The sequence below is a fragment of the Faecalibacterium sp. AM43-5AT genome, assembly GCF_003603345.1.
GTDB lineage: Bacteria > Bacillota > Clostridia > Oscillospirales > Ruminococcaceae > Faecalibacterium > Faecalibacterium taiwanense.
In genome coordinates, this window is sequence record NZ_QVGZ01000001.1 from 642,147 (window position 1) to 658,977 (window position 16,831).

The following is a 16,831-nucleotide window of genomic DNA, read 5'->3' on the forward strand; positions in this document are numbered from 1 at the left end:
GTCACAAAATTTGGGCGGTTCTTTCACTTACTTTTCACCAAAAGCGGTTTCATATCCTGCGGCAGCGGGCTTTCCACCGCAACAGTCTTCCAGTTATTTCCATTCGCCAGACATTCCACCCGGATTCCGTCCTCCACCGGGGTGTACACCGGCACCCGGAAGCTCTGCCTTGCGCAGTGCAGCGCCTGCCGTCCAATGCGCTCCCGGCTCCCGCCGTAAAGGTCATCCCCAGCCAGCGGGTGGCCGATGGACGCAAAATGCACCCGGATCTGATGGGTGCGGCCCGTTACCGGCACACAGGCTGCAAGGCTCAGGCTGTTTTCTGCTTTTAATATGGTATACTCGGTACGGCTGGGCTTGCCGTCCGGGGTCACGCAGCGGCCAATGATGCTCTCAGCCCGACGGCCAATGGGCGCATCGATCACGCCCGGACCCAGCGGCAGCTCTCCCTCCACAACGGCATAGTAGAGCTTTTCCACATTCCGGGCCAGCAGCGGCGCAGCATAGGCGTGCTTTGCAGCCAGAACAAGGCCGCTGGTGTCCTTATCGATACGGTTCACCGGGCGGAACACCGGGCTGATGCCCTGCTGCGCGGCCCATGCCGCATACCCGTTGGCAAGGGTATCGTAGGGGTAGTTCAGGGTGGGATGCACGGCCAAATGGGGCGGCTTTTCCAGCACCACCGCAAATGCATCCTCATAGACCACGTTTACCGGGATCTCCGGCTGCGGGGCCACGCCTTCCCCTTCCGGCGGCAGCTCAAAGCTGACCGTCTGCCCCGGGTACACCCTTCGGTTGGCAAGAACAGGCTCTCCATCCGCAAAAAAGCCGCTGCCCCGGAACTTGACTGCACGGGCAAGGTCGGTGGAGACGGCACACTGGCGCAGAAAATTGCGCAGAAGCACTCCGTTTTGGGTCTGCAGCGTATCAGGCACCGTAAAAAACAGCCACATATGCACCCCCACCTCCTGCGCAAAAAACATAAAAATGTATAAGATATTATATCAAAAAAGGCTTCTACTTGCAAATCCTTCTTTTTTATGGTATCATGAGGAGCGGAAAACGAGTGGAACATACGGCGGCGGGGCGGCTTTGACCGCTCTGAGGAAAGTCCGGGCCTCACAGAGCACGGTAACTGCTAACGGCAGCCGAGGGTGACCTCAGGGAAAGTGCAACAGAAAACAAACCGCCGCAGCAATGCGGTAAGGATGAAACGGCGAGGTAAGAGCTCACCAGCGCATGGGTGACCATGCGGCTTTGTAAACCCTACCGGAAGCAACGCCTATATGGGACGTACAGCGCTGCTCGCGTGTCCCGAAGGCGGCACGAGCCTGTCAGCAATGGCAGGTCTAGACAGATCGTCGTTTAATACAGAACCCGGCTTACGGTCTATCTCGTTTTCCATTTTTCAGTCTTTGATTCCCGCACATTTTTGTGTGGGATTTTTTATTTTTTGTCTTGCCCGCTTTCTCCGTCGGGCAGTGCGAGATGGAGAGAGCGCGGCTGTTTTGTTTTTGTCATTGTTCTTTTACTTCCCGTTTGGGTCTGTTTGTGGTATACTATGTGCACTGCAGGAAATTGCAGTCAACTAAGAAAGACAGGATGTGAAATCCTCCGATGAAAGATGGTTTTTTGAAAGCAGCCGCCCTTTCTCCCGCACTGCGGGTGGCCGACTGCGCCTATAATGTCCGGCAGATCACGGATGCTTTGCACAAAGCTGCAGCCCGCGGCGTAAAGCTGGCCGTGTTCCCCGAGTTCTGCCTGACCGGCTATACCTGCGGCGACCTGTTTCTGCAGCGCACGCTGCAGACCGGTGCACTGGATGCCCTGAGCACCCTGCTTGATGAAACAAAAGCACTGGACGTTGTCACGCTGGTGGGCCTTCCGCTGCTGGTGCACGGCAAGCTGTACAACTGCGCCGCCGTGCTGTGCCATGGCCGCATTCTGGGCCTTGTACCCAAGACCTATCTGCCCAACTACGGCGAGTTCTACGAAAAGCGTCAGTTCACCCCGGGCAGCACCGAGGTGGAGCTGGTGGAGGTGTGTGGTCAGCAGGTGCCCTTTGGCACTTCCCTGCTGTTCCGCTGCCGCCAGATGCCCAGCTTTGTGCTGGGTGTGGAGATCTGCGAGGATCTGTGGAGCGCCCTGCCGCCCTCCACCTTCCACGCGCTGGCCGGTGCGACCGTGATCGCAAATCTTTCCGCCAGCGATGAGACCGTCGGCAAGGCCGAGTACCGCCGGGCGCTGGTGTCCAACCAGTCTGCCCGCCTGCTGTGCGGCTACCTGTATGCTTCCGCCGGGCACGGTGAGAGCACGCAGGACATGGTGTTCGCCGGCCACGACCTGATCGCCGAGAACGGCACTATTCTGGCGGAGAACGCTCCCTTTGACGGCGGCTGTGCCGAGACCGAGATCGACTGCCAGCGCATGGAAGCCGAGCGTGCCCGCAACACCAGTTTTGAGCTGAGCGGCGAGGGCTACCAGACCGTGGAGTTCGATCTGGAACCGGCAGAGACCACGCTGACCCGCTGGATCGACCCCGCACCCTTTGTGCCCGGCGACCCCAAGCGCCGCGCCGAGCGCTGTGAGCTGATTCTGAAAATGCAGGCCGACGGCCTTGCAAAGCGGCTGGAACACGCCCACGCAAAGACCGCCGTTATCGGCATTTCCGGCGGCTTGGACAGCTGTCTTGCGCTTCTGGTGGCCGTGCGTGCCATGAAGCAGCTGGGCCGCCCCGCCCGGGATGTGCTGGCTGTGACCATGCCCTGCTTTGGCACCACGAAGCGCACCCGCAGCAATGCAGAGATCCTGTGCGATGAGCTGCAGGTCTCCTTTAAAGAGATCGATATCGCCAACACCGTGCACAGCCATTTTGCGGACATCGGTCAGGACGAGAGCGTGCTGGATGTCACCTTTGAAAACGGACAGGCCCGCGTGCGCACGTTGGAGCTGATGGACACCGCCAACCGCACCGGCGGTCTCGTGGTGGGCACCGGCGACCTTTCGGAGCTGGCGCTGGGCTGGGCCACCTACAACGGCGACCACATGAGCATGTACGGTGTGAACGCCGGTGTGCCCAAAACGCTGGTGCGCCACCTTGTGCGCTACGAAGCCGACATTGCCGCCGCCGATGCTCTGCGCACGGTGCTGCTGGATATTCTGGATACGCCCGTCTCCCCGGAGCTGCTGCCTGCCAAGGACGGCGAGATCGCGCAGAAGACCGAGGACCTTGTGGGACCCTACGAGCTGCACGATTTCTACCTGTATCAGGTGCTGCGCTTCGGCTTTGGCCCGGCCAAGATCTTCCGGCTGGCAAAGACTGCATTCGCAGGCCGGCCGGAGTACCCGGACAGCGTGCTGTACAAGTGGCTGCGCAACTTCTACTGGCGGTTCTTTGCCCAACAGTTCAAGCGCAGCTGCCTGCCCGACGGCCCCAAGGTGGGCAGCGTGACCCTTTCGCCCCGCGGCGACTGGCGGATGCCCAGCGATGCCTGTGCCGCACTGTGGCTGGCCGAGCTGGAACAATTACAGATCAAGGATTAACGCATGAAAAACAAAAAGCTGCTTACCAATCTTCTCTTTGCCGTGGTCATTCTGGCCATTGCCGCTGTGCTGCTGGTGGTGCGCCGCGTGCACGCTTCCGGCTCCGGGCTGCGGGCCGAGCTGATCTACGGCGACAACAACACCACCATGAACCTGCCGCTGGACGTGGATGAGACCTATGATGTGGACACCGGTTACTATACCGTCCACATCCAGATCAAGGACGGTGCAGCCCGGTTCGTGGATTCGCCCTGCCCGGATCACATCTGTGAAGGCTTTGGCTGGCTTTCCAACGAAGATCAGACCGCCACCTGCCTTCCGGCCCGTGCAGTGCTGACCATTGTACCTGTTTCCTGACAAAAAGGAGTGGTTTTGAATGATGGATGAAAACGATCGTTCCCACGAAGATCACCGTTCTCTGCGGCACATCAGCCGCAAGGAAGGCTCTGAGGACACTGCGCCCATCGAGGTAGACAGCTCGGCGTTTTTTTCCGAGCTTCCGCCGGAACAGCCCAGCACACCGCCTCCGGCCCAGCCTCCCCAGAAGCCGCCGCGCAGCGGCCACAACACACCCGTACCGCCCAAGGCCCAGCCGCCCGTGGATGGAGCCGTGGCAGTACCTTCCAAGTGGGGGAAAATTTTGCTGATCTTACAAGGTATTTTAAGCATTCTGGCACTGGTGCAGCTGTGGCGCACCCAGATGCTGCCGGTGCTGTATCTGGTCATTCTGGCCGCGCTGCTGGCGCTTTTGTGGCTGCTGGTAAAGCGCTGTCAGGAATACAATGTTCCCGGCAAGGTAGCCCGGGTATTCTCGGTGTTCCTGTGCGCTGCCATGGCGCTGGGCTGCTTCTGGGCCCAGCAGGGCCTTTCTGCCTTGGGCAGCATGACCTCTGGCCTGCTCACCGGTGCCGAGGCCAACAAGATCACCAAGGAGCCGTTTGTGATCTACCTCAGCGGCGTGGACACCCGCGGCGAGCTGACCGAAAATGCCCGCAGCGACGTGAATATCCTTGCTGCCGTGAACCCTGTCACCAAGAGGGTAGCCCTGATCAACACCCCGCGCGACTACTACGTAGACCTTGCCGGCACTGACAGCAAGGATAAGCTGACTCACGCCGGTCTGTACGGCGTGGAAACCAGCATGGCCACACTGGGCAATCTGTACGGCGTCAATGTTGACCATTACATCCGCATCAACTTTGCGGGCTTCATCAGCATCATCGATGCGCTGGGCGGCGTGGATGTCTACTCCGATCAGGCGTTCACTTCTGTGGGCAGCCCCGGCTACTATGACCCCACCACCTTTGTGGAGGGCTGGAACCATCTGGACGGCAAGGCCGCTCTGGCCTTTGCCCGTGAGCGTCACGCCTTTGCATCCGGCGATATCCAGCGCGGCATCAACCAGATGAAGGTGATCGATGCCATGCTGAACAAGATCAAGTCCCCTGCCCTGCTGATGGGCTTTTCCAAGATCATGGATGCCGCCTCTGACTGCTTTGTGACCAGCTTTTCACAGGATCAGATCAGTGCGCTGGTACGGATGCAGCTGAGCGACTTTGCCGAGTGGGATATTGAAAGCTATACCGTCACCGGCACAAGCTCCAGCAGCACCAAGTGCTACTCTGCCAAGGGACAGAAGCTCTACGTCATGAAACCGGACGATGCTTCTGTGAGCAAGGCCAGAGAAATGATCGCGTCTGTGCTGGGCGGTGAGGGCACCGTTGCCGACACCACCCAGAAGCCGGAAAAGACCGAGGTGTTCACCCCCACCACCGACCCGAACGCCGCCGTTTCGGAGGTGCCTGCGGAGAGCGTTCCCGAGGAAGTGCCCGCCGACAGCCTGCCGGAAGAGACCGTCCCGGCTGACCAGCCTGCAGATGCAGAGCAGCCTGCCGACACCCAGCCGCAGGAGCCGGCGGTCCCCGCCGAGGGCGAGACCGGCAGCGGTGATACGGCCGGAGAAGCACCGTCCATCTCCCTGCCCACGCAGGAAGAGGTGGAACAGGCTGCATCGTCCATCTACAATGCGGCTTCCTCCATCTGGGGTGCCATTCAGGATGCCGCTTCGCAGCAGAACGAAGCAGCGTGACGATTTAAAATGTCCTCTGCGCAAGCCCCGGACTCTATCGTGGAAATATTATTTTATTTGCAAAACAGGAAACAACTGCGGTCGTTTCCTGTTTTGCTTTTTCACCAGAAAGTCCGTACCGATAAACTGCATAAAAATGCCGCCTGCATCTTGAACCAATGCAGGCGGCTTTCTCATTCTATAAAATCATTATGCCTTGATCTCGTTCCAGACGCTCTTGCCGTCCAGAGAGGAAGCATCCACATCAAGATACTCGCAGATGGTCTGGGCGATGGTGCCAAAGCACAGACGGGTGCCAAGGTCAACACCGGGCTTCACGCCCTTGCCGCAGATCAGATACGGCACATACTCGCGGGTGTGGTCGGTGGTCTTGGTATAGGACGGGTCGCAGCCGTGGTCAGCCGTCACCATCAGGAGATCGCCCTCCCGCATTCCGGGGATGAAATCTGCCACGAACTTGTCAAACTCGGTGGCTGCGGCAGCATAGCCTGCTACATCGCGGCGGTGGCCGTAGAGCATATCGAAGTCCACCAGATTTACAAAGGCAAGGCCCTCAAAGTCGCGGGTCTGGAGCGCCTTGGTGAAGGCGATGCCGTTGGTATTGCCCGTGGTCTTGATCTTCTCGGTCACGCCCTCACCGTCAAAGATATCGAAGATCTTACCCACAGCGATCACATCCCTGCCAGCGTCCTTCAGCAGATCCAGCATGGTAGCGCGGGGCGGCTTCAGGCTCAGGTCGTGGCGGTTGGTGGTGCGGTAGAAGGTATCCGCAGTGTGGCCCAGGAAGGGGCGTGCGATCACGCGGCCCACGCCGTACTCGCCCTTGAGCATCTCGCGGGCGATCTCGCAGTAGCGGTACAGCTCATGCACCGGCACCAGCTCTTCGTTGGCGGCCACCTGAAATACACTGTCGGCACTGGTGTAGACGATAAGGGCGTTTTCTTTCATGGCCTGCTCGCCGTAATCCTTCAGCACCTGCGTGCCGGAGTAAGGCTTGTTGCACAGCACCTTGTGGCCGGTCTTTTCCTCAAACTCGTGGATCAGCTCATCCGGGAAGCCGTTCGGGAAGGTGGGCAGCGGCTTGGGGCTTACCACACCGGCGATCTCCCAGTGACCAATGGTGGTATCCTTGCCCATGCTCTGCTCCTGCAGGCGGGCAAAGGAGCCGATGGGCGCTGCGGTCTTTTCGCCTGCGGCCACGCCATCAATGTTGAACATGCCCATCTTTTGCAGGTTGGGGCAGTTGAAGTTGGGGTGTTTTGCAATGGCACCCAGGGTGTTGGTGCCCTCATCGCCAAACGCTGCGGCATCCGGCTCTGCACCAATGCCAAAGCTGTCGAGGACGATCAGAAAAACACGCTTTTCCATATCGTTTTTTCTCCATTTCTTCCGGGGGCCTGCCCCGGATAAGTGATACTACCTTTACTTATCATTATAAGCAAATCCTGTGCCGGATGCAAGCGTTTTTGCTGTGCTGCAAATATCCGTCATTTTCACCAAAATGTTCGTCATTTTGTTCACGAATTAACCGGGCGTTTTTTCATTTTTGAGCGTAAATACGTCATTCCGTGGTAAAGATTTCTTGACCGCCTAAAAAATTCAGCCACAGCGCAAAGTTTTCCTTGCTCTATTGTATCCCAGCAGATATAATAATAGGTGGAGAAGTTTTGAACAGCAGAACTTTTCTGCTTTTGTACCACAGCATGGGATTTTTCCCGTTGGCCGCGTGCAGCTGCCTGCATGACAGCGGACAGCCTGCCGCAAAATAGAGAATGTGAAGTAGTTGGAGGTAGTAAAAGTATATGAGAAAAACCAAGATCATCTGCACTCTGGGCCCGTCCACCGATCAGGAAGGCGTTCTGCGCGAGCTGGTCGCCAACGGCATGAATGTTGCCCGTTTTAATTTTTCCCACGGCTCTCACGAAGAGCATCTGGGCCGCTTTGAAAAGCTGAAGGCCATTCGTGAAGAGCTGGGCAAGCCGGTCGCCGCCCTGCTGGACACCAAAGGCCCCGAGATCCGCCTGAAGGACTTCAAGAACGGCACTGAAATGCTGGAAGCCGGCCAGACCTTCACCCTGACCACCCGCGAGGTGGAAGGCACCAAGGAGATCTGCTCCATCACCTATAAGGACCTGCCGCAGGACGTGCAGCCCGGCGGCACCATCATGCTGGACGACGGCCTGATCAAGCTGCAGATCGTCACCGTGAACGACACCGACATCGTGTGCAAGGTGCTGAACAACGGCAAGATCAAGAACAAGAAGGGTGTCAATGTGCCCGGCGTGCATCTGTCCATGCCGTATATGAGCCAGCGCGACCGCGACGATATCATCTTTGGCGCACAGCAGGGCTTTGACTTCATCGCTGCTTCCTTCGTGCGCACCGCACAGGATGTGTACGATATCCGCAACCTGCTCAACGAGTATGATTCCGATATCCGCATCATCGCCAAGATCGAGAACCGTGAGGGCGTGAACAACATCGACAGCATTCTGGCTGCAGCCGATGCTGTCATGGTGGCCCGCGGCGATCTGGGCGTTGAGATTGACTTTACCGAGCTGCCCGGCATTCAGAAGAATATCATCGAGCGCTCCTTCTCCTTTGGCAAGCCCATCGTCACCGCTACCCAGATGCTGGACAGCATGATCGTGAACCCCCGTCCCACCCGCGCCGAGATCTCTGACGTGGCAAATGCCATCTACGACGGCACCTCTGCCATCATGCTTTCCGGCGAGACTGCTGCCGGTGCTTACCCCGTGGAGGCCCTCAAGACCATGTCTGCCATTGCTGAGCGCACCGAGCAGGAGAATCACGCCCGCTTTGTTCCCCTCACCGAGAACACCGGCAAGATCAGCGTGAGCGATGCAACTGCACACGCTGCCTGCCTGACCGCCAAGGACGTGAACGCTGCCGCCATCGTCACCGTGTCCGAGTCCGGCAACACCGCCCGTCTGCTGAGCAAGTACCGCCCGGAGCAGCCCATCATCGCCTGCGTGATGAAGGAGCAGGTGCAGCGTCAGCTGGCCCTGAGCTGGGGCATCACCCCGCTGATGATGCCTCTGGCACACAGCACCGATGAGCTGATCGAGATGTCCACCTCTCTGGCCAAGGAGAACGGCTACCTGCACAACGGTGAGCTGGCCGTTGTGACCGCAGGCGTGCCTGTGGGCGTGTCCGGCACCACTAACATGATCAAGATCCACATGGTAGGCAACTGTCTGGCTACCGGTGTGGGCGTTGGCCGCGAGAATGCCGACGTGACCAGCGCCACCGGCAAGGCCTGCGTCTGCCGCACGCTGGAAGAGGTGCGTGCAAAGTTCAAGCCCGGCATGGTTCTGGTGGTGCCCTCCACCAGCAACGAAATGCTGAGTTACGTGCGTGATGCCGCCGCTCTGGTGGTGGAAGAGCCGGGCCTGAACAGCCACGCTGCCATTGCCGGCAAGGCCCTGCTCAAGCCTACCGTTGTGGGTGCCGCCGGTGCTACCAGCCACATCCGCGACGGTCTGATGATCGCTGTGGACTGCGCTCACGGCAGCGTGCAGCGCCTGCAGGCATAAGCCAAAGGAGAAGATCATGGAACGCATTGCAAGCTTCTGTGTTGACCATACCAAACTGGACCGCGGCATGTATCTGAGCCGTCAGGACGGCGATGTTCTCACATGGGACATCCGCATGAAAAGGCCCAATCACGGCGATTACCTGTCCACCGGTGCCGCCCACACGCTGGAGCATCTGTTTGCCACCTATGCACGCAACAGCGCCTTTCAGGACAGCGTGATCTACGTTGGCCCCATGGGCTGCCGCACCGGCTTCTATCTGCTTACCCGCGGCCTGACTCCCGCCGAGGCACTGGAGCTGACGGTGGAATCCTTCCGCTTCATGGCTGGCTTTGAGGGCGCTGTGCCCGGTGCCAGCGAAGTGGAGTGCGGCAACTACCGCGATATGGATCTGCCCGCTGCCAAAGCCGAAGCCGCTGCCATGCTGCCGGTGCTGGAAGCACTGACCGGCGACGAGCTGCATTACTAAGCTATCTTCACCCTTCAAATTCATCATCATAAAAAAGCGCTCTCCCACCGGGTTTCCGTTGGGAGAGCGCTTTCGTTTTATTCGGTTTTTAAAGGCTATCCAGTGCCTGCCGTGCAGCACGGATGTTTTCTTCACCCGTCTGCCATACCTCAAACTCTGAAAAGCCCGGCAGCCCCATGGGCACACCCTCACGGCGGAAGGTCATGCGGCTTTGCAGCACCTGCTTGCCGGAAAGGTGGAACGCATGTGCCCCGGTCTGTGCGGCCAGTGCCGGGATGTTTTGTGCCGTGACACCGGCACCTACCAGAATTTCCACGCTGTCCCCTGCCCGCTCCACCAGTCGGCCGAGAAGCTCCGCTCCCTCTGGGGCACTCGCCGCCTGCCCGCTGGTGAGGATGGTACAAAGGCCCATGCTCCGGACCGTTTCCAGTGCCGCAAAGGGGTCGGCGCTGACATCAAAGGCACGGTGCAGGGTACACGCCACCGGACGGCCTGCCTTTTCCGCTGCCCTGCGCGCCGCCGCATAAATGGGCCGCATGACCTCCGCATTCAGCTGCCCTTCCGGGGTCAGCACACCGGTCACGATACCATCCGCCCCGGCCTCCACCAGCTCTGCGGCCAGCTGTTCCATCTGGGCAAGCTCGTAGCTGTCGTAACAGAAATCTCCGAACCGGGGCCGCAGCAGAGCGCGCACCGGCAGGCCGGTCTCCGCCTTGACCTGACGCACCAGCGCAAGGCTGGGCGTTGTACCGCCCACGATCAGGTCGGCACACAGTTCCAGCCTGCTGGCACCGCCGCGCTTTGCTGCCAGTGCACTGGCAGTGCTGTCCACACATACTTCCAGAACAGAACGCATTTCAATTCCTCCCTTTTTGCCGGGCTTTGAACCCGGCATTCTGGTTTATTCTATCACGTTTTTCCGTTTTATAAAACCCTGTGGCAGCAAAAAAGCTGCGGCCCGGGTCTTATCCCTGCCGCAGCCTTTGTTGTTTTTTCAGATCAGACCCAGCGCCTTGAACTCCTTTGCAATGCCGTCCTCGTATACCGAGGGAGCAATGCGGTCGCACCGCTTTTTCAGGTTTTCGGAGCCATTGGCCATGCACACACTGATGCCGACAACATCGGTCATCTGCAGGTCGTTATCGCTGTCACCAAAGCCGATGGTATCCGCCAGCGTGCAGCCCAGATGATCACAGATGGCCTTGATTCCGGTACCCTTATCAAATTTGCGGTTGATGAGCTCACCATTCACAAAGCCATCGGTCAGGCGGTCCAGCTTGCTTTCGCAGAACACGAACTGGTCGGCATAGAGCTGCTTTGCCTCGGCAAGGTCGCTCTCGTGGTCGGCAATGAACACGATCTTATACAGCGGTTCCCCTTTGTAATCGGAAAGCGGCAGGATGGCCATACCCTCTTCCATGGCTTTGCGCCAGCGCTCTGCTTCGCTGTTCAGCGGTGCACCGTTCTTTTTGTGGATAAAGCTCCATCTCTCAGCCATCTTGCTTCCGCCAAAGGTGGCATCCCGGGCTTCCAGCGTGCACTCCACGCCATTGCGTTCCAGCGCCGCGCGCACGCCTTCAGCCTGCTGCGGCTCCATGGGGATATCCACCAGAGTCTTGCCATCGCACAGCACATAGCCGCCGGCGCTGCACACTGCGCCCGCAAAGCAGTCGTGCCGCAGCAGCGGTTCGGTCATGCGGTGGTTGCGGCCGGTGCACAAAAACAGCTTGTGTCCGTTTGCTCTGGCGCGATCCAGTGCAGCCAGAGTGCTTTCCGGGATGAGCATATCACCCGGCGGCAGCAGCGTGCCGTCAATATCCAGAAAAATCAGCTTACGACCCATACTTTATCCTTTATCCTTTATCATCAAAGGGAGCCTCGCTCCACGATCTGATAGCCCAGCGTCACCTGACGCACAGGCCCGCTGCTCCCATTCTCTTCCAGCATCTGCAGCAGGATCCGGGCAGCCTCCTGCCCTACCTGCTTCTGGTAAAAGCGCACTGTGGCCAGCCCCGGTTCCATCATGCTGCCAGCCCAGCTGTCGCCAACGCCTGCAAGACCCACATCCTGCCCCACATGCCGTCCTGCTTCCCGCAGGGCACGCATGGCACCAAAGGCCACCGTGTCAGTCACGCAGACCACACCGTCCAGATCCGGGCAGCGCACCAGCAGTTCCTGCATACAGCGCTGGCCCTCCTCCATGGTAAAGGCTTTGCAGCAGATGCGGGGCATCTGTTCGCCGTTCAGTCCGGCAGCGTTCAGCGCATCCTGCACGCCCTCACGGCGCTGCACGCCGGTGGCATCGTCCCGCTCTGTACCGCCAATATAAACGATCCTTCTGCGGCCATGGTCCAGCATCCGCTGGGCAAGTTCCCGGGCTGCAGTGCGGTCGTCGTTGTACACGCAGGCCACATCCTGAAAACGCTGGCCTGTTACCACCACCGGCACACGGCAGTTTTTCAGCGCCTGCGCCAGCTGAGGAGTATAATAGCTGCCCAGCAGGATGATGCCCGCCACGTGGTTGCGCTGCATAGCAGTCAGATAGCCCAATTCCCGCTGGGCATCCAGCTCGGTGTTTCCCAGCAGCATCAGATAGCTCTTTGCATCCAGCTCACTGGCAATGCCTGCCGTGATCTGCCCCACCGACTGGGAACCGATGCTGGGAGCGATCACCCCCACCTGATTCACTTTTCCGGTGCGCAGAGTCTGGGCGGCGGTATCCGGGCGGTAGCCGGTCTTTTCCACTACCTCGTGGATGACAGCCCTCTTCTGTTCGCTCAGGGGGCCTCCGTTCAGGTAGCGGCTGACCGCCGCACTGGATACACCCGCCATTTTTGCAATATCACTGATGGTCATTTGCAGTACTTCTCTCTTTTGGGATGCATTGTTATGTGTAAACGTTTTCATGCTTATTATAAACCGCTTTCACCCATCCCGCAAGATGCGCTTTTCCCGGTTTATTCCGAACGCATTTTTGTTTTTCTGGCAACTGTGTACAAAAGACGGCTTTTTTCTGAGAAGCAGGGCATTACAGGCGGTCAGGCTGCGCCCATGCTCCATGCACGCACGGCAAGCCCCAACAGCAGGACCACCAGCAGAACGATGAACACGGTTTTATTGCCAGTTCTTCTCTGTTTCTTTTTGCGGCCTGCCGTGCTGCGGCTTTTGGCCGAGCTGCTGCGCGCTGTGGTGCTTCTGCTGCCGGAGGAACGGCTGCCGGCCGTTTTGCGGCTCTGGGTGCTGCGGTTCTGGCCCTGCTTTGTGCTCTGGCGGGCTGGCTCGTGCGCAGCCGTTTTTTCTTCCGGCGCACGGCTGGATACGATCGGCTCCTTTGCGCCGCAGCGCGCCAGATAATTTTCTGCATCGCGGTAATAGCGGGCAAGTTCATTCTCGCGGAAAGCCGTGCCCACATAGCCGTCTTCCAAGCTCTCCACCGCCTCATTGAACAGGATCGCCGCCTGAGCGGCATCGGTGTGATCGGTGGCGTGGGCGGCTTCGTTGCGGGCGGTGCGCACAGCATTGCAGGCGCGGCGGGCCGCACCCGGATTGCTGGTATTGCCCAGCAGGTCCAGCGGTTTGGCGGCATCCTTTTCCGGGTCCAGCAGAACCCGCATACAAATGGTGGTATCCAGCTGCTGCCAGCTGTTTTTGCCGGAAAGATCCGGCATACGGTCGTAGTAGTCCGGGCTTTCCTGCTGGCGCTGTGCAACGTGATCCAGCAGTGCACCCAAGCTGTGCGCACCGGGTTTGTGCTCCCAGTGCCAGCGCAGCAGGCGGCGGCTGATCTCATCGCAGGCAGTCTTGATCTCAAAGGCAGCCTGTAAGGCTTCTTCCGGCATAATGGTTCTCCCTTCTTCTGGCATACAAAAAAGCGGAGAAGGCATACCGCCCTCTCCGCTGCTGTTTGTGTTACAGCACGAACTGGTAATACACGAAGCCGCACAGTGCCACTGCTGCACAGACAATGGCAGTGATGGGCGGCACCCAGCGGATCAGCGCTTCGGCCACGCTGTCGCGCTCGTCCTCGTATTCTTCCTCGTCGTCATAGGCAGGCTCCGGCTGCTGAGATATCGGCTGTGCACGGCGGGCTGCAGCAGGCATCACACGGGTGCCTTCGTCCGCAGCTGCATGAGATGCCCTGTCCGGGAACTGTGCCCGCATTCCGGCATCCAGCACACGGGTCTGCTCTGCAGCAGGTTCTTCCGGCTGTGGTTCTGCTTCACGGCACGGTGCACCCATGATCCGGGTCGGCTCCTCCTGCACGGGCGCTGCGCCCATAATGCGGGTAGGCTCTTCGGCCTGCGGGGCAAGAGGCGTTTCCAGTTCCGGCTCGGTCTGGGCAGGCTGTTCCGGCTGCAGCAGGGTGTTCAGCGCGTTCTGCAGCAGGATGCGGTCGCAGCCGCACTCCGAGCAGTACACGGTATCCTCCTCCTTCGGGTGGAAGGCACCGCAGGCGCAGTACCAGCCATTTTCAAACACCTGCGGCTGATACTTCAGCTCCGGGCGGTTCATGCGGGTCTCCAGCGCCTTTTCCAGCTCAGCAGACAGGCGCTTGGGGGCAGGCAGGCGCACGCGCTTGATGCCGTCCAGATGCACCACCCGCTTGCCGTTGTACACGTTGCACAGCGAAACATCCACGCTGGTGATGGCCTTTGCGGTAACGAACACCGCATCGTCCATGCCAAACAGTTCGCCGGGCTTTACTTCCAAGTCACGGTACTCGAACCGGTCCTCGCACAGGATCACGCCGTCCACGCCCTTGCACTTGAAGTGGATCTCCAGCGCGGTCAGGGTCACCTTGGAAATATTCTTGAAGGTCAGGCAGACCGCGTGCTCCCCGCTGACATCACCCTTGAGCAGCTCCACGCAGACGAACTGCACCGGGCTGCCGGGGGTGTAATAGTTTGCGCGGGTCCGTGCGACCGGGTTAAAATTTTCCTCCACGACACTCGCTCCTTTCCATTTGGATCAAATCAGTTCTGCGGGTCCTGTGCATCCGGCGTTTCCGGTGCAGCGGTCTCCGGCAGCGGCTGGGCCGTTTCGGCCTGTTCGGCAGGCTCAGCGGTCTCTGCAGGTTCAGCAGTTTCGGCCTGCTGAGCGGTCTCCGCAGGGGCAGCCTGCACGGTCTGAGCAGGCTGTTCCGGCTTCAGCTCATCGCCTTCACGCGGGGGCAGTGTGCCGCCCGCCATAATGGTGTTGAACTCCTGCTCGTTGAGCTTCTCGCGTTCCATCAGGGCCTGTGCCAGCGCGTGCAGCTGATCGATGTGCTCGGTCAGGGTGCGGCGGCAGGTCTCGTAGGCTTCATCGATGATATCCCGCATCTCGCCGTCGATCTCGGCAGCGGTGGTCTCGCTGTAGCCCTTGCCTTGACCCAGATCGCGGCCCAGGAAGGTTTCCTCCTGCGAGGTACCGTACACCACAGGGCCAAGCCGCTCCGAGAAGCCGTACTTGGTGATCATCTGGCGGGCAATGTTGGTGGCCTGCTGCAGATCATTGGAAGCACCGGTGGAGATATCCTCCAGGATCAGCTGTTCGGCCACGCGGCCGCCCAGACTGGAAACGATATCCTCGAACATTTCGCCCTTTGTCACGTAGCTGCGGTCTTTCTCGGGCAGGTACATGGTGTAGCCGCCAGCCTGACCACGCGGGATAATGGTGATTTCGTGCACACGGGGATGATGCTTGCAGTAGAAGCCCGCCACAGCGTGGCCTGCCTCGTGGTAAGCAGTCAGCTTCTTTTCCTCCGGGGTCACAACGCGGCTCTTCTTCTCCGGGCCAGCCATCACCTTCATGGAAGCTTCCTCGATATCCTCCATGGTAATGGCCTTGCGGTTGCGGCGTGCAGCCAGCAGGGCCGCTTCGTTGACAAGGTTCTCAAGGTCTGCGCCCGCAAAGCCTGCGGTGCGCTGTGCAATGACCCTGAGAGAGACATCCGGGGCCAGCGGCTTCTTTTTGGTGTGGACCTTGAGGATCTCCTCACGGCCCTTGACATCCGGCAGGCCCACATAGACCTGACGGTCAAAGCGGCCCGGCCGCAGCAGGGCCTTATCCAGAATGTCGGCACGGTTGGTGGCCGCCATGACGATGATGCCGTCGTTGGCCTCAAAGCCGTCCATTTCCACCAGCAGCTGGTTCAGGGTCTGCTCGCGTTCATCGTGGCCGCCGCCCAGACCGGCACCGCGCTGACGGCCCACAGCATCGATCTCATCAATGAAGATGATGCAGGGCATAGACTTCTTTGCCTTATCGAACAGGTCACGCACGCGGGATGCACCCACGCCGACGTACATTTCCACAAAGTCAGAGCCGGAAATGGAATAGAAGGGCACACCGGCCTCGCCTGCGCAGGCGCGGGCCAGCAGGGTCTTGCCAGTGCCCGGAGGGCCTACCAGCAGTACGCCGTGGGGAATGCGTGCGCCCAGAGTGTTGAACTTTTCCGGGCTTTTCAGGAACTCCACGACCTCTTTCAGCTCTTCCTTTTCCTCGTCCTCACCGGCAACATCGGCAAAGGTGGCTGTCTTTTGGTTCTCGTGCTCGTCCTTCACCTTGGCTTTGCCAACGTTCATGATCCCGCCGCCGCCAGCGCCGCCGCGCATCATGGAGAACAGCAGGAAGCCGGTGCAGCCCAGCATTGCCAGATAGAACAGGATCTCCATCCATGGGATGCTTTCCTTGACAGGGGTATAATCGTACACCATGGGAGCATCCGGGTTTGCGGCATCGTAGGCGGCAATGTAGTCGCCTACATACTTGACGAACATGGATGCATATGGCAGCTTGTAGCGCACAGTCACAGTGCCGTCGCTGTTCTTCTGCGCAGCAGTATCCTCATCCGAGGAGGACAGCATACCGCTCAGCAGTCCGCCGGTGGCCTGCGTGGTGCTCTGGGACGTGGTATCGGGCAGGGGCAGGTTGTTCTTGCCGCCTTCCTTGAGGTTCATGGTGATGACACCGGTGTTCAGGTCCAGCGAGAACTGCGTGACCTGCAGGCTTTCAAAGTAATGCACCACCGTGGAATACTCCATGGAAGAGCTGCTGGCAGAGCCGGTGCCGCCCAGCACCGACCAGACCATCAGCACCGCCGCCAGCGCCAGAGCAAGGATCAGCGGATTGAAACGGGGTCTTTTGGATTGCAAAAAAATCAACTCCAGTTCTTGGATGAATTATAGTGTG

Annotated in this window: 13 protein-coding genes and 1 other RNA gene; 6 read left to right on the forward strand and 8 right to left on the reverse strand. The window is 59.4% G+C overall.

What is annotated here, in order from left to right; translation table 11 throughout:
- Positions 1-23: 23 nt before the first annotated feature.
- Entirely contained in the window at positions 24-953 is a 930-nt protein-coding gene (locus tag DW937_RS03380; protein ID WP_120120125.1) for an RluA family pseudouridine synthase, read from the reverse strand.
- Positions 954-1,063: 110 nt separating this feature from the next.
- Here DW937_RS03380 and rnpB point away from each other — a divergent pair.
- The 4 genes from rnpB (at position 1,064) to DW937_RS03400 (ending at position 5,632) form a co-directional block, all read left to right on the forward strand.
- An RNA gene (gene rnpB / locus DW937_RS03385) (RNase P RNA component class A) lies at positions 1,064-1,401 on the forward strand.
- Between the two features lie 216 nt (positions 1,402-1,617).
- Complete coding sequence (locus DW937_RS03390; protein WP_120120126.1) at positions 1,618-3,543, forward strand: NAD(+) synthase; 1,926 nt, start codon at positions 1,618-1,620, stop codon at positions 3,541-3,543.
- Between the two features lie 3 nt (positions 3,544-3,546).
- On the forward strand, positions 3,547-3,900 hold the full coding sequence (locus tag DW937_RS03395) for a NusG domain II-containing protein (RefSeq protein ID WP_005940047.1): 354 nt from the start codon (positions 3,547-3,549) through the stop codon (positions 3,898-3,900).
- Positions 3,901-3,919: 19 nt separating this feature from the next.
- Positions 3,920-5,632 (forward strand): LCP family protein, encoded by a 1,713-nt coding sequence (locus tag DW937_RS03400; RefSeq protein WP_120120127.1) that lies wholly within the window; start codon positions 3,920-3,922, stop codon positions 5,630-5,632.
- Positions 5,633-5,821: 189 nt separating this feature from the next.
- On the opposite strand, the gene DW937_RS03405 is transcribed toward DW937_RS03400, so the two are convergent.
- Positions 5,822-7,000, reverse strand: coding sequence for a phosphopentomutase (locus tag DW937_RS03405; RefSeq protein WP_120120128.1), 1,179 nt, complete (start codon positions 6,998-7,000; stop codon positions 5,822-5,824).
- Between the two features lie 434 nt (positions 7,001-7,434).
- On the opposite strand from DW937_RS03405, the gene pyk reads away from it, so the two are divergent.
- Both pyk and DW937_RS03415 read left to right on the forward strand, forming a co-directional pair.
- The gene (pyk, locus tag DW937_RS03410; protein WP_120120129.1) at positions 7,435-9,189 is read left to right on the forward strand and encodes a pyruvate kinase; all 1,755 of its coding nucleotides are present in this window, start codon (positions 7,435-7,437) and stop codon (positions 9,187-9,189) included.
- Between the two features lie 16 nt (positions 9,190-9,205).
- Entirely contained in the window at positions 9,206-9,658 is a 453-nt protein-coding gene (locus tag DW937_RS03415) for an S-ribosylhomocysteine lyase (RefSeq protein ID WP_005940027.1), read from the forward strand.
- A gap of 88 nt (positions 9,659-9,746) precedes the next feature.
- Here DW937_RS03415 and DW937_RS03420 read toward each other — a convergent pair whose 3' ends face one another.
- The 6 genes from DW937_RS03420 to ftsH all read right to left on the reverse strand — a co-directional run bounded on the left by DW937_RS03420 (position 9,747) and on the right by ftsH (position 16,803).
- Positions 9,747-10,514 (reverse strand): copper homeostasis protein CutC, encoded by a 768-nt coding sequence (locus tag DW937_RS03420; protein WP_120120130.1) that lies wholly within the window; start codon positions 10,512-10,514, stop codon positions 9,747-9,749.
- Between the two features lie 138 nt (positions 10,515-10,652).
- A complete protein-coding gene (locus DW937_RS03425; RefSeq protein ID WP_097778173.1) occupies positions 10,653-11,501 on the reverse strand; it encodes an HAD family hydrolase in 849 nt (282 codons plus the stop codon).
- Positions 11,502-11,524: 23 nt separating this feature from the next.
- On the reverse strand, positions 11,525-12,514 hold the full coding sequence (locus DW937_RS03430; RefSeq protein WP_120120131.1) for a LacI family DNA-binding transcriptional regulator: 990 nt from the start codon (positions 12,512-12,514) through the stop codon (positions 11,525-11,527).
- A gap of 182 nt (positions 12,515-12,696) precedes the next feature.
- Positions 12,697-13,497: a hypothetical protein gene (locus DW937_RS03435; protein WP_165852869.1), complete on the reverse strand. Its 801-nt coding sequence runs from the start codon at positions 13,495-13,497 to the stop codon at positions 12,697-12,699.
- Positions 13,498-13,567: 70 nt separating this feature from the next.
- Positions 13,568-14,602 (reverse strand): hypothetical protein, encoded by a 1,035-nt coding sequence (locus DW937_RS03440; RefSeq protein WP_120120132.1) that lies wholly within the window; start codon positions 14,600-14,602, stop codon positions 13,568-13,570.
- Positions 14,603-14,631: 29 nt separating this feature from the next.
- A complete protein-coding gene (gene ftsH, locus DW937_RS03445) occupies positions 14,632-16,803 on the reverse strand; it encodes an ATP-dependent zinc metalloprotease FtsH (RefSeq protein ID WP_120120133.1) in 2,172 nt (723 codons plus the stop codon).
- Between the last annotated feature and the right edge of the window lie 28 nt (positions 16,804-16,831).